21 protein-coding genes are annotated in these 23,349 nt (G+C 62.4%); 2 read left to right on the forward strand and 19 right to left on the reverse strand.

The window, feature by feature from the left end; all coding sequences use genetic code 11:
- Positions 1–75: 75 nt before the first annotated feature.
- From DLM86_RS12650 to DLM86_RS12730, 17 genes are all read right to left on the reverse strand, one after another.
- Positions 76–2,367: a DUF4962 domain-containing protein gene (locus tag DLM86_RS12650; RefSeq protein ID WP_110840378.1), complete on the reverse strand. Its 2,292-nt coding sequence runs from the start codon at positions 2,365–2,367 to the stop codon at positions 76–78.
- A gap of 72 nt (positions 2,368–2,439) precedes the next feature.
- Positions 2,440–4,530 (reverse strand): heparinase II/III domain-containing protein, encoded by a 2,091-nt coding sequence (locus tag DLM86_RS12655; RefSeq protein WP_110840379.1) that lies wholly within the window; start codon positions 4,528–4,530, stop codon positions 2,440–2,442.
- Entirely contained in the window at positions 4,527–5,297 is a 771-nt protein-coding gene (locus tag DLM86_RS12660; protein WP_110840380.1) for an SDR family NAD(P)-dependent oxidoreductase, read from the reverse strand. Before DLM86_RS12660 ends, DLM86_RS12655 begins: the two co-directional genes overlap by 4 nt.
- A 31-nt stretch (positions 5,298–5,328) precedes the next feature.
- Entirely contained in the window at positions 5,329–7,224 is a 1,896-nt protein-coding gene (locus tag DLM86_RS12665; protein ID WP_110840381.1) for a sensor histidine kinase, read from the reverse strand.
- Positions 7,224–8,261 (reverse strand): response regulator transcription factor, encoded by a 1,038-nt coding sequence (locus DLM86_RS12670; protein ID WP_110840382.1) that lies wholly within the window; start codon positions 8,259–8,261, stop codon positions 7,224–7,226. The genes DLM86_RS12665 and DLM86_RS12670 overlap by 1 nt, the downstream gene beginning before the upstream one ends.
- A 181-nt stretch (positions 8,262–8,442) precedes the next feature.
- Positions 8,443–9,321 carry a carbohydrate ABC transporter permease gene (locus tag DLM86_RS12675; protein ID WP_110840383.1) on the reverse strand — a complete coding sequence of 293 codons (879 nt, stop codon included), beginning with the start codon at positions 9,319–9,321 and terminating at the stop codon, positions 8,443–8,445.
- A 12-nt stretch (positions 9,322–9,333) separates the two neighbouring features.
- Positions 9,334–10,290, reverse strand: a complete 957-nt coding sequence (locus tag DLM86_RS12680; protein ID WP_110840384.1) for an ABC transporter permease — start codon at positions 10,288–10,290, stop codon at positions 9,334–9,336.
- A gap of 276 nt (positions 10,291–10,566) precedes the next feature.
- The gene (locus tag DLM86_RS12685; RefSeq protein ID WP_110840385.1) at positions 10,567–10,911 is read right to left on the reverse strand and encodes a luciferase domain-containing protein; all 345 of its coding nucleotides are present in this window, start codon (positions 10,909–10,911) and stop codon (positions 10,567–10,569) included.
- A gap of 44 nt (positions 10,912–10,955) precedes the next feature.
- Entirely contained in the window at positions 10,956–12,311 is a 1,356-nt protein-coding gene (locus DLM86_RS12690; protein ID WP_245954568.1) for an MFS transporter, read from the reverse strand.
- Positions 12,312–12,421: 110 nt separating this feature from the next.
- Positions 12,422–13,009 (reverse strand): TetR/AcrR family transcriptional regulator, encoded by a 588-nt coding sequence (locus DLM86_RS12695; RefSeq protein ID WP_211326522.1) that lies wholly within the window; start codon positions 13,007–13,009, stop codon positions 12,422–12,424.
- A 628-nt stretch (positions 13,010–13,637) separates the two neighbouring features.
- Positions 13,638–13,925: a stage VI sporulation protein F gene (locus DLM86_RS12700; RefSeq protein ID WP_110840386.1), complete on the reverse strand. Its 288-nt coding sequence runs from the start codon at positions 13,923–13,925 to the stop codon at positions 13,638–13,640.
- Between the two features lie 62 nt (positions 13,926–13,987).
- A complete protein-coding gene (locus tag DLM86_RS12705; RefSeq protein ID WP_110840387.1) occupies positions 13,988–14,887 on the reverse strand; it encodes a response regulator in 900 nt (299 codons plus the stop codon).
- Entirely contained in the window at positions 14,865–16,157 is a 1,293-nt protein-coding gene (locus tag DLM86_RS12710; protein WP_110840388.1) for a sensor histidine kinase, read from the reverse strand. The genes DLM86_RS12705 and DLM86_RS12710 overlap by 23 nt, the downstream gene beginning before the upstream one ends.
- Before the next feature lie 115 nt (positions 16,158–16,272).
- Entirely contained in the window at positions 16,273–16,923 is a 651-nt protein-coding gene (locus DLM86_RS12715; protein ID WP_110840389.1) for an amino acid ABC transporter permease, read from the reverse strand.
- A 13-nt stretch (positions 16,924–16,936) separates the two neighbouring features.
- Entirely contained in the window at positions 16,937–17,590 is a 654-nt protein-coding gene (locus DLM86_RS12720) for an amino acid ABC transporter permease (protein ID WP_110840390.1), read from the reverse strand.
- Between the two features lie 66 nt (positions 17,591–17,656).
- Positions 17,657–18,499, reverse strand: coding sequence for a glutamate ABC transporter substrate-binding protein (locus DLM86_RS12725; RefSeq protein WP_110840703.1), 843 nt, complete (start codon positions 18,497–18,499; stop codon positions 17,657–17,659).
- A 54-nt stretch (positions 18,500–18,553) separates the two neighbouring features.
- Positions 18,554–19,282: an amino acid ABC transporter ATP-binding protein gene (locus tag DLM86_RS12730; protein WP_110840391.1), complete on the reverse strand. Its 729-nt coding sequence runs from the start codon at positions 19,280–19,282 to the stop codon at positions 18,554–18,556.
- Positions 19,283–19,511: 229 nt separating this feature from the next.
- On the opposite strand from DLM86_RS12730, the gene DLM86_RS12735 reads away from it, so the two are divergent.
- Together DLM86_RS12735 and DLM86_RS12740 are read left to right on the forward strand one after the other, a co-directional pair.
- Positions 19,512–19,850: an ArsR/SmtB family transcription factor gene (locus DLM86_RS12735; RefSeq protein ID WP_110840392.1), complete on the forward strand. Its 339-nt coding sequence runs from the start codon at positions 19,512–19,514 to the stop codon at positions 19,848–19,850.
- 30 nt (positions 19,851–19,880) lie between these two features.
- Positions 19,881–20,357 (forward strand): SRPBCC family protein, encoded by a 477-nt coding sequence (locus DLM86_RS12740; protein WP_110840393.1) that lies wholly within the window; start codon positions 19,881–19,883, stop codon positions 20,355–20,357.
- Positions 20,358–20,423: 66 nt separating this feature from the next.
- Here DLM86_RS12740 and recG read toward each other — a convergent pair whose 3' ends face one another.
- The gene (gene recG / locus DLM86_RS12745) at positions 20,424–22,478 is read right to left on the reverse strand and encodes an ATP-dependent DNA helicase RecG (RefSeq protein WP_110840394.1); all 2,055 of its coding nucleotides are present in this window, start codon (positions 22,476–22,478) and stop codon (positions 20,424–20,426) included.
- A complete protein-coding gene (locus DLM86_RS12750) occupies positions 22,475–23,329 on the reverse strand; it encodes a DegV family protein (RefSeq protein WP_110840395.1) in 855 nt (284 codons plus the stop codon). The genes recG and DLM86_RS12750 overlap by 4 nt, the downstream gene beginning before the upstream one ends.
- Positions 23,330–23,349 lie beyond the last annotated feature (20 nt).

The raw sequence follows: 23,349 nt of genomic DNA on the forward strand, positions 1-23,349 counted from the left end.
TTAAAGTCGGGCAACGTTTTCAACAATGGAATCGCTTTATGTCGGTTTGTCATTCTTTTAGGTTTCGGAGCGCTTTTAGTACGCCTTTGCGATCTCGATCCGCTGCGTTACCCCGTCCTCGGTAGCATACAGATGCACGCCGTGGTCCTGATCGTCTATGAAGTGCGAGACGTATTTGCCCTCGCCCTTCTTCACCGGCACGAGCAGCGCCGCGATGCGGTGGCTCGCCGCCTTCCGGGTGGCGGCGCGAAGATGCCAATGGAGCGGCAGCCCTTCGATTTCGGACGGATCGACGTCCGGAAACCCTTCGTACTGCGACAGCTCGAGATCGCCGGACGAGCAGTAGACGAACTTGCCGTCGAGGTCGGCCTTCTCCCCGTTGACGCGGAACGATTGGCCCTTGATCGTCATTTCGCGCAGCGCGTGGAGCTGCCAGTCGATCGTCGCCGGCCGCTCGAGGTCGACGGAGTCGACGACGACGAAGTACGATTCGCGCACGAAGTAGATGTCGCGGACGTACGTTTTCAAGTACGGCACATGCTCCTTGTACGCCGCCGTCGCGTCGGCGCGAACGAAGCCGTAGCCGGGAGCCGAGCCCGCGTCCAGCACCGTGCCCGAGGCGGCCATGCTCAGCACCTTGTCGGCGCCGGCGTACTGGCCTTGGCCGTCGATCAGGATGACGTTTTTCGAGCGCGTCTGCCGCCGCCAATGACGGTGCATCGTGCTGCCGAAGGCGACGTAATACCCGCTCTCGATCGCGAGCGGCTCGCCGTACGCATGGAGCAGGAACGCGTTCTGATCGCCGTGGCTGTGGCTGATCGAGCCGTACCGGCTGCTTTTCGCGAGCAGCATGATATGCTCGGACGGATCGTCCATCCGGCTGTGCATCGCCACCCAGCCGACGTCCTTGAACCATTTCACCGGCTCGATGCCGATCGGCGCCTCCGCTTGCACCGCCGGGAAGTCGCGACGGTACATCATCTCGTCGAACCGGAAATCCCACCAGCCGTAATTGTAAAACTTGCTCTCCGCATCCGTATCGATTCGTTTCACTTGCTCATAATACCATTGATACCAGCCGTTGCCCGTCACGCCGGCGAACTGGCGGACGTTGAAGCCGGTTTTCAGGCTTGCCGGATCGCCGAGCGTCGACTGGTCGCAGAAGCTCGCCCGGGTGACATCCGGCGGGAAGACGTACAGCGGGAAGTCGCCGGTGCGGCGGAAAAACGGGCGGCGGTACAAGTCGATGCCGACATAATTGCGCAGCAGGTTCATCGCCTCGGTGACGAACGCCATCCCCGTCGTCCAATACATCGGCCCTTCGGCCCATCCGCCGTCGCGGCCTCCCCACGGCGTATAGACGGCCGAGTAATATTCGAGCGTATAGTCGAGCCATTCCCGCGCCTGCGGCTCCTCCCCGAGCATCGCGATGCAGCACGGGACGAGCACCGACGAGAGCGACCGGACGGCGTGGCTGTCGTACGGCACTTGGTGGATGCTCGACCGTTCGATGACATGGAGCGCCACCTGCTCGGTACGGCGGAGCAGGCTGCGCCGCACCGCGGCCCGCTCGTCGGCGTCAAGCTCGCCGTGCAGCCAGTCGTAGCCCCAAGCGAGCGCGCCGGCGACGCGGAACGCGGCCTCGTCGTTGTAATCGCGGCACGTCGTCCCTTCGGTATCCCACGCCGCGACGTGCAGCAGCCATCGCTTCGCGTGCGCGATCAGGCCGCGGTCCTCGAGCACGACGCCCGCCACGCTCATATGGCGGATCGCGTACAAGATTTCCTGGCAGTCGATGTACATTTGCCGCCACAGCCGGGCGACGCGCTTGTTGTCCGGATACGGAGCCGGCTCCGGAATGAGCGGCCGGTCCGTCCACGGAGCGACCGACTTTTCCAGAAAGTCGGCCCAGCCGGTGCCGGACGGATCGCGGCGGACGTCCTCGCGGAACGAGGCGAGCTCGCGCGCCGGCAGCCACAGCCGCGGATGCGCCGCGTCCGCGCCCGCGTAACGGTCCGCGCGTCCCGGCAGCGGCGTCTCCGGCAGCCCCTCGGGCACGACGAACGCGCGCGTCCGGCTCCAGGCGGAGCGTTCGCCGCTCTCCTCCAGCAGCGCATAGCGCCAATAGTACGCGCCCGGCGCGAACGGACGGTCCGGCGTGAACAAATTGTACGGAATCGGCTCGTACAGCGTCGTCGTCTCCTCGTCGAAGTCCGGCGACGACGACACCTGCAGCGCGTACCGGTCGTCGTCCGCCCTCGCCGCCATCCACGTGAACCGGGGCGGATTTTCCAGCAGCTCCGTGCGCTCGTTCGGCTCGTATTGGACGGTCAGCATGCCGCTTTGCGGCTCGTACAGCTTCGTCATTTCGGTTTCCCCCCGCTAGTCGGATTGCGTTAGCCCGCTTCTCCGTTCTCCGTTCTCTGACCTCCGTCCCCGTTACACCGGCTCCGCCGTCAGACCCGAGCCCGGGACGAGGCGGAACGCGCGCGCGCCGGACGGCGTCCGGACGTCCACACGCTCCGCTCCCGCCGCTTCGCCGCTCCAATGAAGCGCGATCGGCTCTTCGCCGTCGCGGTATACCGTAATGAACCGCCCGTGACGGCCGGCTTGCCGATGCACGATGCCGGCCAGCGGACGGCTCGGATCGACCGGCGTGCCCGGCGTGCGGACGAGCTTCGCCTCGGCGCCCGGCGGCAGCCACATCGCCGCCGTCACCGCCGCGGCCTCGGCCCCGCCGTCCGCCGGCGCGCATACGCCGAGCCGCCACAGCAGCGTCGCCGGCTCCGCGGCCGACGGCTTCCGGCTGCGGACCGGCCGCACGTGGACGTAGCCGCCCGTCTCGCCGAGCGGAGACGCCTCCTCGGCTTCCTCGACCCAGCGGGACGGATCGTCGCCGAACGGCGCCGCGGTCCCGAGCGGGTGCAGCCACCAGTCGATGGCGGCCGCCTCGCCGGTGCGCGCCTCGAACCAGTCGAGCAGCAGGCCGTCGTCGGTCAGCAGCACGTGCCGGTCGAGCGTCGTATCGTTGTAAGCGCCTTCGGATCGGAGCCAGACGTATGAAGCGTCCTCCCCGTCGACGAACTTCATGCACCGGCCCGCGTGCTCCGCCTGCGACCGGCCGCCGATCGCCACCGTGTTGTGGCTCGCCGTCTCGGCGTACCAGCCTTTGCGCAGCGCCGATCCGTACGGCACGACGCCGAGGTCGGGCGAAATCGCGCCCCGCTCGTGGACGAGCGACAGGTGCAGCTTGTCGAAGTGGCCGTGCGAGCCGCCGTGCGGACCGAAGTCGGCCAAGCCGGACAGCTTGGCGCCCGGCCGGCGCAGCGCGACGAAGCCCGAATCGGCGAGCAGCAGCGAGCGCCGCGTCTCCAGCGCGGCCGCGGCGTCCCGCCCCGCCGGCCATTCGCCCGTCCCGAACGCGAGCGCCTCGAGCCCGGTCCGGATCGGCGCGCCGTACAATTGGCGGTTCGCCTCGGCGGCGATCGGCACGAAGCCGGCGTGCCCGTACCGGGTCAAGCCGATCTCGCATATTTCCGCGATTTCCCGGGCGTACGGCTCCCGCGCATACGGGCCGTCGTGCAGCGCCGGCAGCTCGCCCTGCCGGTTCGCCAGCGCGACGAGCGCACCGAACATCCCTTCGAACGACTGGCCGTCGGTACCGCGAACGCCGAACAGGTCGACGCCGAGCCGCTCGCCCATCTCCGCCGCGATCAAATAAGCGCGAAGGACGAAAATATGGTAATACGCGCTTCCCTCGAACTCCAGCTGGTCCGGCTTCACGCCGATCGACAGATGGTGGATCAGCCCGCCTTCCCCGTCGACGAGCGCCGACAGCTTTCCACGCTCGCCGCGCGCCGCGTAGACGCACGCGAGCGCCGCGTTCAGCCAGGCGGTATAGTTGTTCTCGGCGTTTTTCTTCTCGTGGATGAGAATATGCCGGTACTGCTCCATACTCCCCTCCAGCATGCCGAAAAACGTCGCCATGACGCCGTCGTCGTCCGGCGGAGCCGCTCCTTCGTCGCGGAGCAGCAAATAGGCGCGGATAATCGTCGTCGCCCAGATCGCCTCCGTCAGCGCCTGATGGAAGGCGCGGCCCTTCAGCATCCACGGCTGCGCGTCCGGGTGAACCGGGTACCGCGGAAACTGCGCCGCGTAATCGCGCAGCAGCCGGGCGCCGAGCCGGGCGTACCCGTCCTCCCTGGTGCCGGCGCGGACGACCGCCGCCTGCAGCGCGTACCGCGCGAGCGACTGGTGCTTGAAGACGAGCCACGCGCCGCGGTACGGCTCGCCGCCCAGCCGGCAGCCGCGCGGGCAGACGAATTCGTGCGCGTCCGCCTCGCGCGGATCGAACAGAAGCTCCGCATGGTGCGTCGGGCAGACGTACTGGTGCCACCAGCCGCCCGGCTCGGACGGCACGGCGAGCGCCTCCGCGGGCAGCGCGTCGAGCTCCCCGCGCAGCCGGGCCAGCGCGTCGGCCGCCCAGACGTACGAGCGGACGTTGTCCCGAATCCGGTCCGCGTTCGTCATCGCATGAACAAGCCTCCGTTGATCTCGATCGTCTCCCCGGTCACATACGCGGCCAAGCCGGAGACGAGGTACAGCACCGCGCCCGCGACGTCGTCCGGCGTCCCTTCCCGCCCGAGCGGCACGCGGCCGACCGTCGCCTTCCGGCCTTCTTCCGACGTGAACGTGGCGTGGAACGCCGTCCGGCCGATGAAGCCCGGGGACACCGTATTGACGCGAATGCCGGCGGGCGCCAGCTCCTTCGCCAGCCCTTTCGAGTACGACACGATCGCCGCCTTGCTGGCCGCGTACACGCTCGCCCCCGGCCCGCCGCCGTCGTGCGCCGCGAGCGACGACAAGTTGACGATCGCGCCCCCGCCCTTCGCCTTCATCCCCGGCAGTACCGCCTTCGTGACGAAGACGGCGCTCTTGAAATTGACGTCCATGATCGTCTCGTACAGCTCCTCGGTCATGTCGGCGTTCGGGCATCGCCGCACCAGATGTCCGGCGTTGTTGACGAGGATGTCGACGCCCGCCCCGAACGTTTCCTCGACCGCTCTCACGAGCGCCTCGATCGCGTCGACCTTCGAGACGTCCGCCTGGAACAGCTCCGCCTCTCCTCCCGCCTCGCGGATCGTCCGCACCGTCTCTTCGCCGTCCTCGCGGCTGCGGAGATAGTTGACCGCCACCTTCGCTCCTCCCGCCGCGAGGGCGACGGCGATCGCCCGGCCGATGCCCGAGCTGGATCCGGTTACAAGCGCGATTTTCCCCTTCAAATCGATCGTTGCCATACGTCCATTCCTCCCCATAAATTCCGCCCGGCTATTCCGACTGCGGATTCGATCGTTCCGGATTCGGCCGCTCCGAATTCGGCCGCTGCTGATGGCGGTCCGCGATGCTCAGCTTGTTGCGGATGCCCGGCATCGTCAAGACGATGCGGGTGCCGCGGCCGAGCTCGCTCTCGACGGTCATCCCGTACTGCTCGCCGAAGACGAGCTGGATGCGCCGGTGCACGTTCATGAGGCCGATGCCGCCGCGGTGGTAAATCGAGCCGGCGTCCGATTCGGCGAGCCGGTTTTGCCCGAGCTTGCCGCGCAGCGCCGCCAGCCTCTCCGGCGTCATGCCGGCGCCGTTGTCCTCGACGATGACGAGAAACCGTTCCTCCTCCCGGCGGGCGTCGATCCGGATCGTATGCCGGTCCTCGATGCCGTTCGGGAACGCATGCTGGAAAACGTTCTCCACGATCGGCTGCAGCGTCAGCCGCACCATCTTCTCGAGCAGCAAGCCCGGCGGCACCGCGACGTCGATATCGAAGTCGCGCCCGAGCCGATGGCGGAGAATCGTCATGTAGCGGAGCACGTGCTTCAGCTCGTTGGCGACCGTAATCTCCTCGAGGTTCGTCTGGATCGAATAGCGCAGCATGAACGCCATCGCCTCGACCATCTCGGTAATTTCCCGCGAATCCTGCACGACCGCGTAGCATTTGATCGTCTCCAGCGTGTTGTACAGGAAGTGCGGATTGATCTGCATTTGCAGCGCCTGAAATTCCGCCCTCTGCCGCTCGAGCCGCGTCTCCTGCAGGTCGAGCAGCGTTCCCTGCTGCTTCAGCTCGGCCTCGTACACTTGCTCGATCAGCTCGGACAGCCGGGTGACCATCCGGTTGTAGCTCAGGATGAGCCCGCCGATCTCGTCCAGCCGCTCCGGCACGTCGAGGCGGACCCAGTTGCCCTTCTCCGTCCGACGCATCCCGTCCTTCAGCACCTGAATCGGCTTGACGATCGAGCGGCCGAAGCGAAGCGCGACGAATATCGCCGCGACGAGCGTCGCGAGCCCGACGACGAGCGTCGTCGTCCGGATCGTCGCGATCGGGCCGCGCAGCTCCCGCACCGGAACGGACACGACGATACTCCAGCTCGAATAGTCCGACTTGCGGGTGACGAACAGCCGGTTTTCCCCGTCCAGCTTCCCGACGAAGCTGCCGCTGCCCGCCGCCAATACGTTCCGGACGAGCGACCCGTCGAGCTCGTCATGCGGCTCCGAAGGCCGGAAGATGAGCCCGCCCTTGTCGTCGACGATGAAGAAGAAGCCCTGCTCCCCGATATCGAGCGGCTGCCAGATGCGGGCCAAGTCCTGCTCGCGGAACTCGATGGCGAGCACCCCGTTCGGGGAATAGCTTTGCACCCCCCGGACCCTTCTTGCGAGCGTAATGACGCGGTCCGCCTGATCCGGCTTGATGCTCCCTTTGAAAATGGCGATCGCTCCGTTCTCGGGCGTCCGCTCGAGCAGCTCGCGGTACATGTCCGCCGGCCGGAAGTTCGGCGTATACGCCTGGTTCGAATTGTCGTCGGCGACGGCGCGGCCGTGCTCCCCGATCAAGTAAATCAAATGCGTTTGCGGATGAAGAATGAAGACGGTCGGAAACAATCGCTTTTGCAGCGCGTCGTAATATTGGTAGTAGGCGAAGCTGTCGGTCGGATTGATGTCGAGAAACCGCTTCAGGTCCAAGTCCGTGAGCAGCGACTCGCTGGCCCGTTCGTACGTTTTCAAGTACAGGTCGCTCTGATAGACGGCGCTCGACATGATTTGCGAAATGTACCGCTCCGACTGCCGGTCGAGCGCCCGGGACGACTGCGTGTACGCGAAGACGCCCACCGTCGTGAGCGACATGACGATGACGACGAGGAAGTAAACGAACAGCCGCTTCGACAGGCTCCTCATCAGTCGATCCCCAGACTGCTGCGGTATTCGGACGGCGAAAGCCCCGTATGCTTTTTGAACATTTTCGTGAAATGCGGATGATCGGCGTACCCGACCTCGTACGAAATGTCCGTAATCCGGTAGTGCGGCTGCTCGAGCAGCCTCTTCGCCTTCTCCATCCGGCGGCGCGTCCGGTACTGGACGAACGTCTCGTCCGTCGACTGCTTGAACAGCTGGCTGAAATACGACGGGTTGAGCCCGAGCATGTCGGCCACCTCCTCGAGCGACACGTCCTTCGCCAGATGGTCGTCGATAAACGCTTTCGCCGCCTCGACCGGATTGCGCGCCTTGCCTTTGCGCTTCGCCTTCAGGTCGCGGAATACTTGGCGCACCGCCTCCTCCAGCTTCGCGAACGACTCGCCGCTCGTCGCGATCCCTTCCAGCTTCAGCTCCTTGTCGGCCGGGACGACGTCCCGCTGGACGAGCTTCTTGACGAGCAGCGCGTACAGCTCCTGCAGCGCTTCGTTTTGCCGGCTGACGGTCAGGTGGGCGAAGTCGTAATCGCGCTTCAGCCGCTCGAGCAGCGTTTCGAGCTCGTCGGCCTGCAAGCTCCAGACGGCCAGCTCCATCCGCTCGACCCATTCGTCGAGCTTGGCGACGGACAGATAGACGGAGGACCGCTTCTTCTCGCGGGACGCCGCCAGCTTGGCGAGGATGTCCCGCACTTCCGCGGTGCCGACCGGCTTCAGCAAATATTCCTTCACCCCGTACGAGACGCATTTCCGCGCGTACTCGAAATCGCCGTACCCGGAGACGACGACGACCTGCACGTCGGGCTCCGCCTCGGCCAGCCGGCGGCACAGCTCGAGCCCGTCCATCCGCGGCATCCGGATGTCGGTGAAGACGAAGTCGGGCCGCTCCTCGCGGATTCGCTCCAGCGCCTCCTCCCCATTCTCGGCCGTCCGGACCGAGCAGTCGAAACCCTCCGTCTGTACGATCAATTTTTCCAGCCCTTTGCGAATCATCGGCTCGTCGTCGACGATCAGAATGCGGTACATGGATAACGCCCCTTTGGCGCTACCGTTCCTCCGCCGGCTGGCGGCGCGGTCCGGCGCGCGTTTCCGTTTCGTTTCCGTTACACACCGTTTTTCGCCAACGGCGCCCGGGCTATCCCGGCTTCCCGCTCCCGCACGCGGCGCGGTCGCTGGACGACAAGCGAACGACCGCCGGAATGCGCGATTACGATTTGACCGAGCCGACCATCATGCCTTTGACGAAATGACGCTGCAGGAACGGATAAATGAGAATGATCGGCAGCGTCGCGATGATGATGACGGCCATCTTGATCCCTTCCGGCGACGTGTGGGCGAGCGAGCTGAACACTTGCGACGACGGATCGATGCTGATGTCGTCCGTCTCGAACAGCTTCTTCAGCTTCACCTGCAGCGGCCACAGCGCCGGCTTGTTGATGTAATACAGCGCGCTCATGTACGTGTTCCAATGGTTCACCGCGTAGAAAATGCCGAGCGACGCCATGACCGGCTTCGACAGCGGCAGCACGATGCTCGAGATGATGCGCAGCTCGCCGCAGCCGTCGATGCGCGACGAATCGATCAGCTCTCCCGGAATTTGCATGAAAAACGAGCGCATGACGAAGAAATTGAACGCGCTGATCGCTCCCGGAAGAAGCAGCACCCACAGCGTATTGACGAGGTGCAGGCTCTTCATCAGGATGAAGTTCGGGATGAGCGGCGCGGTGAACACCATCGTGATCAGCACGAACATAACGACCGCCTTGCGCCCGACGTACTCCTGACGCGACACCGGGTAAGCGAGCGACGCGGTGGCGATCAGGTTGATCAGCGTGCCGACGACTGTGATATAGACGGTAACGCCGAACGCCCTCCAGATCGACGCGTCGCTGAACACGTAGCGGTAGTTGATCGTCGTGAATTCGACGGGCCACAAGCCGACCTTGTTGTTGATGATCGCCTCGGAGCTGCTGAGCGACTGCGCGACGACGTTCAGGAACGGCAGCAGCATCGTCAGGGCGACGATCGCGAGCAGCGTGACGTTGAACGCGTTGAAGACGTTTTGTCCACGGCTATATTGTCTCAAGGTTGCCACCTCCTAGTAAAGGCTTTCACCCGTCGTTTTGCGGCTGAACACGTTGCCGATGACGATCAGGATAAGTCCGACGAGCGACTTGAACAGACCGACCGCCGTCGTGTAGCTGTATTGCTGGGACAACAGCCCCACCTTGTAAATGTACGTGTCCAAAATTTCGCCGTTCTCCGTGTTGAGCGGGTTCAGGAACACGAAGACGCGCTCGAAGCCGAGGTCGAGAAACTTGCCGATATGCAGCAGGAACAAAATCATGATCGTCGGCAGCAGCGACGGAATCGTAATCGACATCGTCTGCCGCCAGCGGCCCGCCCCGTCCACCTCGGCCGCCTCGTACAAATCCGGGTTGATGCCGGCGAGCGCGGCCAAGTAGATGATCGTGCCGTACCCGGTGTCGCGCCATATGCCCGAGCCGATCAAGATCGTGCGGATGTACGAGTTTTCGCCCAGGAAGTAGACCGGATCGGCGCCGAACAGGCCGAGCGCCTTGTTCAGCAGGCCGGTCGACGGCGACAGGATGCCGATCGCGATGCCGCTGATGATGACCCACGACAAGAAGTGCGGCATGTAGACGATCGTCTGCAGCACCCGCTTGTACAGGACGACCCGCAGCTCGTTCAACAGCAGCGCGAGCACGATCGGTGCCGGGAAGGCGATGAACAGGTCGTACAGGCCGAGCAGAATCGTGTTGTTCAAAATGCGCAGGAAATCGTAATGCTCGAACATCGTGCGGAAATGTTTCAGGCCGACCCAGACGCTGCCCGCGAAGCCGTTGAAAATGTTGTAGTCCTGAAAGGCGATGACCGACCCGAACAGCGGAATATACTTGAAAATGAAAAAGTAGACGATCCCCGGTATCGAGATCAAATAAAGCGTCCGGTATTTCCACATGTAAGACAGCAGGCTGCCGCCCGTAGCCGGCCTCTCCGCCTTGCCCGACGCGGATTGAAGATGTGCCGCCATGTTCGCTCCCCCCAAACCCGTTGATTTCTCGCGAACGTTTGCCACGGGAGACGACGGGCGTCCCGTCCCGTTCCGGTTCGACGTTCGATCGTGTAAGCGCTTATCCTCCTTTATCTTAAAGCGGAGGGGCGCATGCCAACAATGGAGTCCCTTTGATTGGCCTTGTGTTTTTTTTAGGTTGGCTCGCCTAAGGAGGCGCAGAAAGCAAAAAAACGCCGTCCCGGTGAGGGACGGCGGCGCGCCGTATGCGGCCGGAGAACAGGCGTAGGCCGGCGGCTATGTTTCTTCTCCCGCGCTTCGTTCGTTCCGTTTCGCGGTCATGAGGTCGTACTTCAATCGGAACAGCTCGACAGCCTGCACGATGTCCTCCTCCGAGTCGATGTAAAACGATACCCAGCCGGAATCGGGAACTATATGATGGGGCTTCGCGCGCCCTTCCGCCAAAAGCCGGTCGCGCACCGGCTTGGGGAAGAGCAGGTCGGCCAGCCGCTCGCCGTGCAAATGACCGATTTCGCGCCCGTCGAATCGGAGCTCGATTCCTCCGAACCGATGGGGGTGCCGGGTCACCCCGGGCCAAGCCAATAATTCGTCGATCCACGACCGCTTCGAAGATAAGGCCATGGGACATTCTCCTTTCCGTTTCGGTGATGCTCCCCTCTCGCCGCCTATTCGCGAGCCGGGGAAAGCGGGACGGCCACGCTCGGACGCCCCTTGCGAAGCCGCAATCGATATACCGTCAACAAGACGACATGCGCGGCGGCCAACACGAGGTACACGTTGCTGTACAAGGCGCCGTCGGGACCAGCGAGCAGCGGATTCCAATTCGCGGACGCCCCTTGCGCGGCGGCGATGCCGTACACGCCCGCCGCCATTCCTTGGGCGATGAAGCTGATCATCGAGAACAGCCCCATCCCGATTCCCGTCTGGTCTTGGGGCAGCGACCCCGACACGGAATTGGACATCGCGATTTGCAAAAACGACTGGCCTACGTTGCCGAACATCAAGAAGACGGCGATCCATACCGGCGATATTCCCGTGAAGACGGACAACAGGGCGAAGCAGCCGATCAAGCAGGCCGAGCCGACGGCGTACAGGTAGGCGTTTCCTTTCCGATCCGCCAGCTTGCCTGCCTTTCTTCCCAAGATGGAGGAGGCTGCCGCCGCCGGGACCATGGCGAAGCCGATCCACGCGGAATCCAAGCGGTAGACGTCCGAAAGCATAATCGGAGTCAGAAAGTATAACGAAACGCCGATCCCCGCGATGAGAAAAGCGAGCGTCAACCCGACGGCGTACGCCCGGTTCCGGAACAGCCGGGGCTGCACGAAAGGGTGCTCGGCCCGGCGGATTCGCACGATGAAGAGGAGTACGGCCGCGACGCCGCAAGACACATACAACCAGGACCGGTTCGTCACGCCGAGCAAAAGAAGCGTAACGGAAGCGGCAAGCAAGCTTCCGCCGAGCCAATCGAAGGGCCGCGAACGTTCTTCCTTCGGCTCGTTCTCCAAAAAACGGCGGTACAGCGGAAGCAGAGCCAGCATGAGCAAGGAAGGCAGGAAGAGCCATCGCCAGCTTGCGACGCTGACGACCGCCGCCGACACGACGGGAGCGAGCGCGCCGCCGAGCGCGAGGCCCGTCGCCGTCATGCCGATCGCGGAGCCCCTTTTCTCGCGCGGAAAATAGCGGGCGGGGATAATGAGCGCCATCGCCGGAACGGCGGCCGCCCCCGCCGCTTGCAAGCACCTTGCGAGCAGCGCGATCCCGAACGATTGGGACAAAAGTCCGACGAGAGAGCCCGCCGCGAACAGCGACAATCCGAACGTCAGCAAGCTTTTCAGCTGGAACCGGTCGGCCAGCTTCCCGTACGTGACCGTTCCGAATGCGTAAAGGAGCGTGTAAGCCGACGACAGCCAGCTTGCCTGTGCGAGCGTAAGACCGAACTCGTCGCCGATTTGCGGAAGGACGACGTTAAACATTATGGCGTTCATCGCCGAAATCATGACGGTCGCCAGCAATAAACGCATTAAAACCGTACCTTTTCGCAGTTTGGCATCCGTATGCATGAGCATGATACCTCCTCGGGAAATCGAAAAATGTGTGCAAGCACATACTTGCATTTTGTCCGAAAAAAGAGCTAGGGGGCTAACGCCCTAGCGAACAGCCGTACGCTCTCCTCGATAAATTCGTCCATCGAGTTTTCCGGGTCGTCGTCATTGGGGTTCAGCTTGCTGATGAATGCACCGTAATGCATCCACATGAACGCGAGCGCCTGCATGGCGGGGTTTGCGGCCGCCGCCTTGCCTTGCGCCGTCATGGCCGTCAAGTAGTCCGACAGCAGCTTCCTCAGATGGCGGGGATGACGCCCGGCCTCCCGTTGAATGTCCGCCGGGAGATGACTGCCTCCCTTTTGCACGATGGAGAGCAGCTTCCGGTTCCGGTTCATGATCCGATGGTACGTGCGGCCGATCAGGAGCAGGTCTTCGTAGAGCTCCCAGCGGATCGATTGCTCGAACAGCTTCGTCATCTCGTCGGCGTAATGATACCGGTTGAACGCCGCTTCGAGCAGCTTCTGCTTCGTTCCGAAATGGCGAAACAGCGTCACCTCGTTAACGCCCGCGGCGGCGGCGATTTCCTTGGTCGTCGTGCCGTCATACCCTTTCTCCGCCATGAGATCGATGGCCGCCAGCATCAATTTGTCGCTTGTTTGGAGATTGCCGCCCATGGACCGTCCCTTTCTTCGATGCAAGTGATCACTTACATCGCAATCATATTCGATCGCCGGCGCCGTGTCAAGAGATGGAAAACAAAAGGGTTAGTGTGCGGTTATTGGATTTTATCCAACAGATCGCCGCGCATGGCGGGTCATATGCGACTCTAATTGGAAACGATCCGATTGCTTTTCCCAAAATGGCCCTAATGCGGACGGTGCGGAACTTTCTATTGGATATGTTCCAACGGAAGCCCCTATCGCGTCCCCGAACGGGAAATCCGTTGGATGGAATCCAATTGCTCCCGGCGCGCGGCGTGGCGTCGCATGATGGTAGTCACCCTCACGAGGCCGTCCCGCCCCGGCTTGCGACTTCAGCTCGCCGGGAGGGTCCCCCTCCGCTCGAACGAACAGAACTTGATAAACCAAGTCATGACTGCGCCCCCGAGCGGGCGACCCTCAAGCCCGCCGACCCGAGCCGAACACGCCAAAAGCCCCGTTGGCCGCCGGGGCATCGCGTTCCTATGTACGCCAACGTCGAGCGTGTCCGGCGAACCGGCATCCCGTCCGACCCGGGCTCCGTCCGGACGAAAGCGCGCCTCTGCCGAACCTTCGTCAACGATCGCCCGAGCGGCGCGCGCCCCTACCGAAACATCCCCCACAATTTGATCAAGTGGAACGTATTGTTCGGATCGATCTTCAAGTCGAGCACCATCTGCACGATCTGGTTCGCGAGGCCGTCCGAGATCGGCTCGCCGAGCGCCTTCGTCAGCTTGGCCAGCAGCGACTTCACTTTGGCGCGGTCCTGCAGGTCCGACTTCGTCACGCCGTCCAATATCGCTTTTACCCGATCCTTCGTATCGGGATTTTTCAGCTTGAGCTTGACGCGCTCCACCAGCTCGCGCGGGATTCCGTACTTCTGATACGACACGGTCGACACCTCCCGAAGTGGTCATTCTCCAGTGTATGCCGGAAGGGCCGCCGTTTTGCCGATCAATTTTGCTTCAACTCGGAGAAAAACGCCTGCAAAAACTTTTTCACGTTCACCTTCGCATTCGTCCCCTCCGCCTCCTGCTCCAGCTCGCGCATCCGCAGCCGCACCTCCTGGAAATCGAACAGCCGCGAAGCGAAATGCTCGAACACCGGATTGCCGAAATCGTTCAGCCCGAGCGACGAGACGTTCGTCAGCGTCTGCAGCACCATCCGGCGCATCCGCTGCTCCATCGCGCGAATTTCCCGCTCGCGCTGCTCGGGGTCCGATTCTTTGCCTTTGCGCAGCACGTACCCGTACATTTCCTTCAATGCCGGCAGCTCCTGGACGGGGCCGCTGCGTCCCTCCTCCTCCTCGAGCCAGCGAACCAGGTTCAGCAAGTCGGCAGCGCCCGCTTCCCCGGCGATGCCGAGCTGCAGCATGAGCGAGCGCGCCTTCTCCTCGAGCGACGGCTTCGCCGGCCCCGGCGGAGCCGCGCCCCCCGCCTCGCCACCCAGAGCGCTAAGCGAATGACGGATCGTATCGAGCGAGCGGACGAGCTTGATATGATGGGAGACGCGCTTCAGCACGGACAGCACCTCGAACCGGTTGATCGGCTTGCGGATGAACGTATCGATGCCTTCCTGATACGCTTCGCCGACCATGTCCTTGTGCTCGACTTGGGAAATCATGACGAACGTCCCGCCGTACCCTTCCCGGCGAAGCGCCTTGATCGTCTCGATCCCGTCCCTGCCCGGCATGAGCAGGTCCATCAGCACGACGTCCGCGTCCGCCACCTGTCTCGCCGAGACGTACAGCCCGTCCTCCGCCTCGCCCACGACTTCGCCGAGTCCGCTTTCGGCGATCATGCGCTCGAGCATTTTGCGCACCGCCGCATCGTCATCGATCAGAAAGAGCCTCATCCGCCTCGTCCTCCTCCTTTCGCATCAGCTGGTCGACCGGGACGCGCAGCTCGAACCGGGCGCCGCCGACGGCTTGCTCCCTTAGCTCGAGAGCACCGCCCAACGACTTCGCGATGTCGCGCGCATGCGTCAGCCCGATTCCCGTCGACGAATACCCCTCGCTATCGAACTTCGTCGTATACCCCGGCTCGAACACCCACTCCCGTTCCGGATTCGAAATGCCCGGCCCGTCGTCCCGCACTTGAAAACGGACCCAATCGTCGACCAGCTCGGCTTCCACGACGACCTCACCTTCCTCTGCAATCGCTTCCACCGCGTTAGCAAGCAAGTTGTTCAAAATCGACAGCAGCGCATACACCTGATTCGTCGACAGCTGAACGCCGGCCTCGACGCGGAACGCAATCCGCTTGCCGAGCGAGTCCGCGTACTTCTCGTTCGCCCGGACGGCCAGGCCGCACAGCTCCGGGATCGGCAGCCTCTCCCCCGCTTCGTTCGGACGCATCAGCTTCGACAAGCCGGCCATAATGCGCTGCATATCCTTTTTCAATTCGTGCACGTTCTCCGCCATATGGAGCGCCGCCCGATGCTCGGCGACGCGCTGCTCCATCAGCCGCCGGTACAGCCGGTAGCTTTCCCGCGTCAGCATCTCGACCTGCGCCATCAGCTTGCGCAAAAAGAACGATTCCTCGTACAGGCTCGAGTTCAGCAGCATCATCCGGTCGAGCTCCAGCTTGCGCCACTCGGCCTCCTGCCGAACTTGCCGGATCGAGAGCATATTGTACAGGCCGACGACGAAGAAGCTGCGCAGCACGCCGGCCATCGCGACGAGCAGGATGCCGTGCCACGTCGGCGGAGCTCCGTCCAGCAGCAAGTAGCGCCCCGTCAGCTCCGCCACATTCGACGTGAAGTCGGCCGCGGCCCCGATTAAGCCGACGCGGATCGGAAATTCCGCCTGCTTGCGGATGCGCATCAGCTTCACGGCGACGGCGAAGCACAAATAAAAGCCGAACGTCGAGCTGTGCCGCATAAAGCTCTCGAACAAGCCGGCATCGCCGCCGGCCAAGTCCATCCCGACCCGGAACAGGACGACGGCGCCTCCCGTCAGCAAGCCGGTGGACAGCACGGGGACGGAAAACCATAGCAGCCCGAAAAAATAAACGACGATTCCGAGCGATATGCGAAACGTATCCCCGAAAGGATTCAGCTTCACTTCGCCGAGCAGCGCCGTCGCCGCCATAATGACGATCAAAATCCGAATCCGATCCGACATGACTTAGCCTTCACCTCCGGGAACCGCGTCGAAAGCCGGCAGACGATTTCGAGCGGATGCGAAAAAGATCCCCGTTTCTTAACTTACCCAAGAAACGAAGATCCGTATCGCCGATTCAAATTTGTCTGCTCTCCAGCTTCCTCGACAAGACGGACAACGCGTAATTGACCGCGAAATAAAGCAAAGCGACCGCGATGAACGTCGGGATGACGTAGTTGACGTTGCGTCCGTTGATGATCTGCGCGTGGTTCATCAGCTCCGGAAGCGCGATGACGACGGCGAGCGACGTATCTTTCAGCAGCGAAATGAACTGGCTGACGATCGGCGGCACCATCCGGCGCAGCGCCTGCGGCAAAATGACGAACCGCATCGTCTGCAGCGCGGACAAGCCGGACGACCGGGCCGCTTCCGTCTGTCCTTTATCGATCGAGGTCAAGCCGCTGCGCACGATTTCGGCCAGCATCGCCGATTCGAAGATGACGAGCGCCAGGATGGCCGCGTTCATTTTGCTCATCTTGATCCCGACCTCGGGCAGCGCGAAATAGGTGAAAAAGATAATGAGCAGCAGCGGCAAGTTGCGGATCGTCTCCACGAGAACGCCCATGACGTGCGACAGCACCGGAATGCGCCAATAGCGGACGATGCCGACGACCGTGCCGACGATGAAGCTGAGGACGATCGAGACGAACGCCACTTCGAGCGTAATCCAAAACCCTTGCAGCAAAAACTTCAAATGGGCGGGAGAGTATGCTCCGGCGAAATCCATCGGTTCCCCCTCCTTATCGCGCCCGAGCCATGCGGCGTTCCAGATGGCGGACGCCGAGGCTGAGCGGAATCGTTAACACCAAGTAGAAGAGCGCGACGAAAATGTAAACGTCGAACGTGACGAATGTCGCCGAGGAAACCAAATCGCCGTAATACATCAAATCGAGACCGGCGATGACGCCCAAGACGGACGAGTTTTTGATCAGGTTCAAAAACTGGTTGCCGAGCGGCGGAATGACCATTTTGACCGCCTGCGGCAGCACGATGTACCGCATCGTCTCGACGTAGCCGAACCCCGACGACCGTCCCGCCTCCATTTGCCCTTTCGGCACGGAAGCGATGCCCGCGCGCAGCGTTTCGGCGATGAACGCCGAAGTATAAATCGTAAGCCCGACCGTCCCGGCCATGAACGGGTTCAGCCGGATTCCGACGACCGGCAGCCCGACGAACATGAAGAACACGACGAGGATCAGCGGGATGTTGCGGATAAACTCAACATATGCCGCGCCGATCGCGTTTAAAACCCGGACGGGCGCGATGCGGAACACCGCGAATACGGTACCGAGGACGAAGCTGGCGACGAGCGCGATCAGACTCGCCTTGATCGTGTTGACGAACCCGTCCATGTACATGCCCCAATGCTCCGTCAAGATGGAGAAGTCGATCATCCCCGTCCCTCCTTTGCTTTCAAAATAAAACGGGATGGGCGAGTCGGCCCACCCCGGCGGCTTTCATTATTTTTTCGGCTTTTCGCCGATCCATTTTTCGTACAGCTTGTCGTATTCGCCGTTCGCCTTCATTTCGGCGATGACGTCGTTGACGAGCTTGACGAGGTCCGGCTCGTTTTTGCGCATGCCGATGCCGTACGGCTCGGTCGTGAACGTCTCGGTCGTGACGCGGAAGTTCGGGTCCTGCTTCGCCATACCGAACAGAAGCGCGTTATCCGTCGTCAGCGCGACGCCCTGTCCCGCCTTCAGCGCCGTGAACGCCTCGGCGTAGTTTTCGAACTCGAGCACTTGCGCGTCCGGCGCCTTCTCGCGAATGTTTTTCGCGGACGTCGACCCTTTCGCGGTCAATACTTTCGCGCCTTTGCCCAAATCGGCCAAGCCGTTGATGTTGCTGTCCTTCTTCACGAGCAGCGATTGGCCGGCGGTGAAGTAGACGTCGGAGAAGTCGATCTCCTGCTTGCGCTCCTCGGAAATCGTCATCGTCGCCACGATCATGTCGATCTCGCCGTTTTTCAGCATCGGGATGCGCGTTTTGGACGTTACTTCCTTCAGCTCGATTTTGTTCTCGTCGCCGAAAATTTTCTTCGCGATCGCTTTCGTGATGTCGATGTCGAAGCCTTCCACTTTGCCCGACGCCGGGTCTTTCAGCCCGAACAGGTTCAAGTCGTACTTCACGCCGGCGACCAGCTTGCCGCGCGCTTTGATCTTCTCGACGGAGCCGGACGCCGCTCCCGTGTTGGACGCGTTCGTCGCGTTATCCGCCGCTTTGTCGCCGCTTGCGCCGCCGCATGCCGCGAGCGATACGGCCATGACGGCCGTCAGTGTCAATCCGGTCAACGTTTTCATCATTTTCATCTTTTATATCCCCTTTTCGTCAATTGGTATGAGCGTACTGCCAAGCGATTAATGGTTTAGCACCCGGCTCAGGAACAGGCGCGCCCGCTCCTCGCCCGGGTTGGCGAAAAAGTCGGCCGGAGCCGCCTCCTCGACGATTTTGCCTTGGTCCATGAACACGACGCGATCGGCCACTTCGCGGGCGAATCCCATCTCGTGCGTCACGACGACCATCGTCATCCCTTCGCGGGCAAGCGTTTTCATGACGTCGAGCACTTCGCCGATCGTCTCCGGATCGAGCGCGGACGTCGGTTCGTCGAACAGCATGATTTTCGGCTTCATGGCGAGCCCTCTCGCGATGGCGACACGCTGCTGCTGGCCGCCGGACAGCTGCCACGGATACGAATCCGCCTTGCCGGAGATGCCGACCTTTTCGAGGTAATACATCGCGGTTTCGCGCGCTTCCTTCTCGGAGACGCCGGCCACCTTCATGGGGGCGAGCGTAATATTTTTCAAGACCGTCATATGCGGATATAGATTGAAATGCTGGAACACCATGCCGATGTTGCGCCGGAGCAGGTTGATGTCCGTCTTGGCGTCGTTGACCCGGACGCCGTCGACGAGCAGCTCGCCGTCCGTAATCGTCTCCAGCCGGTTGATGCAGCGGACGAGCGTGCTTTTCCCGGAGCCGGAAGGTCCGATGACGACGACGACCTCGCCCGACTTGACCGACAGATTGATATCCTTCAGCACGTGGAACGGGCCGTAATGCTTGTTGACTTGATGAAACCGGATCATGTTCTCCCTCCTCCTGGATGGAACGTCTTGTGAATGTATTGTAAGCGCCACCAAACCGAATCCGACCGAAAACGACACAAACTTGTTAAAAATTTTTGAAGACGCCATAATAACGCATCATAGTTTCCTCTATACGAAATTTCCTTTACAGGAAAATTCCTTTTGTGGTATATTGGATGCGTAAAGACGACGCGACCCGGTTTCCGGGTCGAGGAAAGGAGGCCGATCCATGAACGCGGCCACGTTGAGCGCGCTTGCCGAACCGAACCGGGTGAACATCGTCGAGCTGCTGCGGGACGGGGGAGCTTTGACGCTCGGGGAAATCGCCGAGCGGCTCGGACTGCGGCTGCCCCAAACGTCCAAGCATCTCCGGGTATTGAACGATACCGGGCTCGTCGACGTGCAGGCCGTAGCGAACCGACGCATCTTCAAGCTGCGCAAGGAGCGGTTCGCCGAGCTGGACCGCTGGGTGCAAACGTTTCTGGACGCCAAGGAGGAGCAATTCGACCGGTTCGACGCTCTTCTCCGGAAGGTGCAGGAACAGGAACAGGAAAACGAATCGAAATGACTCTTTCAAGAGGAAAAGGAGAATGAAAACATGGCCAAAACATCGATCGTTGCAGAACCGAATAAGCAGGAGATTGTGATTAGCCGGACGTTCGAAGCTCCCCGCGAGCTCGTCTTCCGGATGTGGACGGATCAAGCCTCCATTCCCGAATGGTGGGGACCGAGCGTCATGACGACGGTCGTGGACAGCTTGGACGTCAAAAAAGGCGGCGTCTGGCGATACGTCCAACGGGATCCGGCCGGGAACGAGTACGCGCATAACGGCGTTTTTCACGAAGTGGCGGCGCCGGAACGGCTCGTCCATACGTACGAGTTCGAAGGCGTTCCGTCCGTCGGGCTGGTCACGGTCACGTTCGAGGAATTGGATGGAGGAAGAAGGACGAAACTGACGGAAACGTCCCTTTACCCTTCGGTCGAAGTACGCGACGGCGTGCTTCAATCGGGGATGACCGAGGGGGCGATGGAGCTGATGGATCGGTTCGCCGACATTCTGGACAAACAGAAGTAAGAACCGCCGGGGCTTCCCCCGACGGTTCAACGGATTAGTGCGTATAACGAACGGGACGGCGGCAGCTCAATCGAGCCGCTCCCCGTCGAAAATTTGCTCGCGCTGCAAAAACTCGCGCAGCGGCAGCATCTCCGCCGACGTCCAAAACTCCGGCGATGCGACCAGCTCGGCCGCGTCGTCGCGCGCCAGCTCCATGATATCGAAGTCGCTCATCATGTCGGCCAGCTTGAACTCCGGCAGCCCGCTCTGCTTCGTGCCGAAAAAGTCGCCGGGCCCGCGCAGCTCCAAATCGCGGCGGGCGATCTCGAAGCCGTCGTTCGTCTCCGTCATGACGCGCAGCCTCTCCTTCGCCGTCTCGTTTTTCGGATCGGCGATCAGGATGCAGTGCGATTGATGCTCGCCCCGGCCGACCCGGCCGCGCAGCTGGTGAAGCTGCGACAACCCGAACCGGACGGCGTCGTAGATGACCATGACCGTTGCGTTCGGCACGTCGACCCCGACCTCGATGACGGTCGTCGAGACGAGCACCTGGACTTCGTTCTCCTTGAACGCGCGCATGACCTCGTCCTTCTCCTGCGTCGACATCCGTCCGTGCAGCAGGCCGACGCGGAATTCCGGGAAGGCGTGGGACAGCTGGGCGTGGACGTCGAGCGCGTTCTGCACGTCCAGCTTCTCCGATTCCTCGATGAGCGGACAGATGACGTACGCCTGCCGCCCGGCCGACACTTCGCCGCGGATGAAGCCGATGACGCGCTCCAGCTTGTCGTGGCCGACCGCGTACGTCTTGATCGGCTTCCGCCCTTGCGGCAGCTCGCGCAGCGTCGACACGTCGAGGTCGCCGAAGGCGGTAATGGCGAGCGTCCGCGGAATCGGCGTCGCCGTCATCGTCAGCACGTCCGGGTTCATTCCTTTTCGCCGCAGGACGGTGCGCTGGTTGACGCCGAACCGGTGCTGCTCGTCCGTCACGACGAGACCGAGCTTGCGGAACAGGACGTCGTCCTGGATGAGCGCATGGGTGCCGACGACGACGTCTATGAGCCCCATATGAAGCGAGGCGATGACGTCCCGGCGCTGCCGGTCGGTCAAGCTGCCGGTCAGCAGGCCGACGACGATGCCGTACGGCTCGTACAGCCGCTCCAGCGACCGCTTGTGCTGCTCGGCCAATATTTCGGTCGGCACCATGAGCGCGCCCTGGCAGCCCGCCTTTACCGTCGCGAACAGCGCCGCCGCGGCCACGACTGTCTTGCCCGCGCCGACGTCGCCCTGCAGAAGCCGGTTCATGCAGTACGGCTCCTTCAGGTCGTGCAAAATTTCGCCGATAACCTTTTTCTGCGAATCGGTCAGCTTGAACGGAAGCCCGCGGACGAAGTTGCGGACGTCCTCGTTGTCGAACTCGTGGGCGACGCCGTCGGCGCGCTTGCGCTGGATGGCGCGGAACGCGTGCAGCTTCAGCTGGAAGAAGAACAGTTCCTCGTAGACGAGCCTCCGGCGCGCCTGCTTGCCCTCCTCGACGTCGTCGGGATGATGGATCCGGTAGATCGCCTGCTTGCGCGGCATGAAGCCGTACTTGTCGACGAGCGGCCTCGGCAGCGCCTCGGCGACGAGATCGCCGAACTGGGCGATGCCCTGCTGCACCGTCTTCCGCATCCAATTTTGCGTAATGGCCCCCGTTACCGAATAAACCGGTTGAAGCGTCCCGGATCGGGACGTGCTGCCGCCCGGAAACTCCGATTCGGAGACGGTCAGCTGCTGCCGGCGGCCGTCCCATTTGCCCGTCAGGACGATTTCCTGTCCCGGCTTCAGCCGATCCTTCAGAAAGTGCCGGTTGAACCAGACGGCGGTTATAAACAGCGGGTCGGCATATACTTTGCAGGACATGCGCGATTTGCTGCGCCCGTACATTTGCACGGACGGCTCGCTATACAGCTTGCCCTGAATCGTTACTTTTTCCCCGTCCTTCACGCCGGTCAAGTCGCGAATCCGGTAGTCTTCGTACCGGAACGGATAATATTCGAGCAGCTTGGCGACCGAATCGATGCCGAGCGTCTCGAGCTCCTTCGCCTTGGCCGGCGTGACGCCTTTGACGGCGCGGACGGACATCGCGTGCAGGCCGGCACTCATGACGCCGGAACGACGAACACCGCAAGCACTCCGGGACCCGTATGGGCGCCGACGACCGGGCCGACTTCGGCGTACGTCATCTGCGTAATGTTGAACTGCTCCCGCAGCAGCGCGGCGAATTCGTTCGCCGCCTCCTCCGCCTGACCGTGCGCAACCGTCATGTGCAGCTCGCGGTCGCCGAACTCTTCCTTCAGCATCTCGACGATGCGCCCCATCGCCTTCTTATGCCCCCGCACCTTGTCCACCGAGGCGACTTCCCCGTCGTCGTCGATCGTCAGAATCGGCTTGATGTTGAGCAGCGAGCCGAACAGCGCGGCCGCCTTGCCGATGCGTCCGCCCTTCTGCAAATATTCGAGCGTGCCGACGAGGAAATAAATGCGCGTCTCCCGGCGCAGCTTCGCGACCAGCTCCAAAATCTGCTCCTTGCTCTTGCCTTCCCGCGCCGCCTTGGCCGCTTCGACGACGAGCAGGCCGATGCCGTAGGACGCCGACTTCGAATCGACGACCGAGACGTCCCCTTTGTCCTCGAGCAGCGACTTCGCCAGGACGGCCGACTGGTACGTGCCGCTTACCGCCGACGACAGATGGATCGAGACGACCGACGTGTCCGGCTCGTCCGCCGCCCGCTTGTACGCTTCGAGGAAATCGACCGGGGACGGCTGCGACGTCGTCGGCATCGCGGACGCGCTTTTCAATTTATCGTAAAATTCGTTCGCTTGGATCGTGACGGCGTCGTAAAACGTCTCCGTCCCGAAATGAACTTTCAGCGGCACCATCTCGATGCCGTACTGCTTCCGGACCGCCTCCGGAATATCGGACGTGCTGTCCGTCACTATCCGGACGTTCGCCATCGGAGCACTCCCTTCCGTAT

It is taken from the genome of Paenibacillus flagellatus, from assembly GCF_003217775.1.
GTDB lineage: Bacteria > Bacillota > Bacilli > Paenibacillales > NBRC-103111 > Paenibacillus_AB > Paenibacillus_AB flagellatus.

Bases quoted from the DNA above. Each gene is read 5' to 3' on its own strand.
- DLM86_RS12650 (WP_110840378.1), bottom strand. From the start codon at position 2,367: ATGACGAAGCTGTACGAGCCGCAAAGCGGCATGCTGACCGTCCAATAC.
- DLM86_RS12655 (WP_110840379.1), bottom strand. From the start codon at position 4,530: ATGACGAACGCGGACCGGATTCGGGACAACGTCCGCTCGTACGTCTGG.
- DLM86_RS12660 (WP_110840380.1), bottom strand. From the start codon at position 5,297: ATGGCAACGATCGATTTGAAGGGGAAAATCGCGCTTGTAACCGGATCC.
- DLM86_RS12665 (WP_110840381.1), bottom strand. From the start codon at position 7,224: ATGAGGAGCCTGTCGAAGCGGCTGTTCGTTTACTTCCTCGTCGTCATC.
- DLM86_RS12670 (WP_110840382.1), bottom strand. From the start codon at position 8,261: ATGTACCGCATTCTGATCGTCGACGACGAGCCGATGATTCGCAAAGGG.
- DLM86_RS12680 (WP_110840384.1), bottom strand. From the start codon at position 10,290: ATGGCGGCACATCTTCAATCCGCGTCGGGCAAGGCGGAGAGGCCGGCT.
- DLM86_RS12685 (WP_110840385.1), bottom strand. From the start codon at position 10,911: ATGGCCTTATCTTCGAAGCGGTCGTGGATCGACGAATTATTGGCTTGG.
- DLM86_RS12690 (WP_245954568.1), bottom strand. From the start codon at position 12,311: ATGCGTTTATTGCTGGCGACCGTCATGATTTCGGCGATGAACGCCATA.
- DLM86_RS12695 (WP_211326522.1), bottom strand. From the start codon at position 13,009: ATGGGCGGCAATCTCCAAACAAGCGACAAATTGATGCTGGCGGCCATC.
- DLM86_RS12705 (WP_110840387.1), bottom strand. From the start codon at position 14,887: ATGAGGCTCTTTCTGATCGATGACGATGCGGCGGTGCGCAAAATGCTC.
- DLM86_RS12710 (WP_110840388.1), bottom strand. From the start codon at position 16,157: ATGTCGGATCGGATTCGGATTTTGATCGTCATTATGGCGGCGACGGCG.
- DLM86_RS12715 (WP_110840389.1), bottom strand. From the start codon at position 16,923: ATGGATTTCGCCGGAGCATACTCTCCCGCCCATTTGAAGTTTTTGCTG.
- DLM86_RS12720 (WP_110840390.1), bottom strand. From the start codon at position 17,590: ATGATCGACTTCTCCATCTTGACGGAGCATTGGGGCATGTACATGGAC.
- DLM86_RS12725 (WP_110840703.1), bottom strand. From the start codon at position 18,499: ATGATGAAAACGTTGACCGGATTGACACTGACGGCCGTCATGGCCGTA.
- DLM86_RS12730 (WP_110840391.1), bottom strand. From the start codon at position 19,282: ATGATCCGGTTTCATCAAGTCAACAAGCATTACGGCCCGTTCCACGTG.
- DLM86_RS12735 (WP_110840392.1), top strand. From the start codon at position 19,512: ATGAACGCGGCCACGTTGAGCGCGCTTGCCGAACCGAACCGGGTGAAC.
- DLM86_RS12740 (WP_110840393.1), top strand. From the start codon at position 19,881: ATGGCCAAAACATCGATCGTTGCAGAACCGAATAAGCAGGAGATTGTG.
- recG (WP_110840394.1), bottom strand. From the start codon at position 22,478: ATGAGTGCCGGCCTGCACGCGATGTCCGTCCGCGCCGTCAAAGGCGTC.
- DLM86_RS12750 (WP_110840395.1), bottom strand. From the start codon at position 23,329: ATGGCGAACGTCCGGATAGTGACGGACAGCACGTCCGATATTCCGGAG.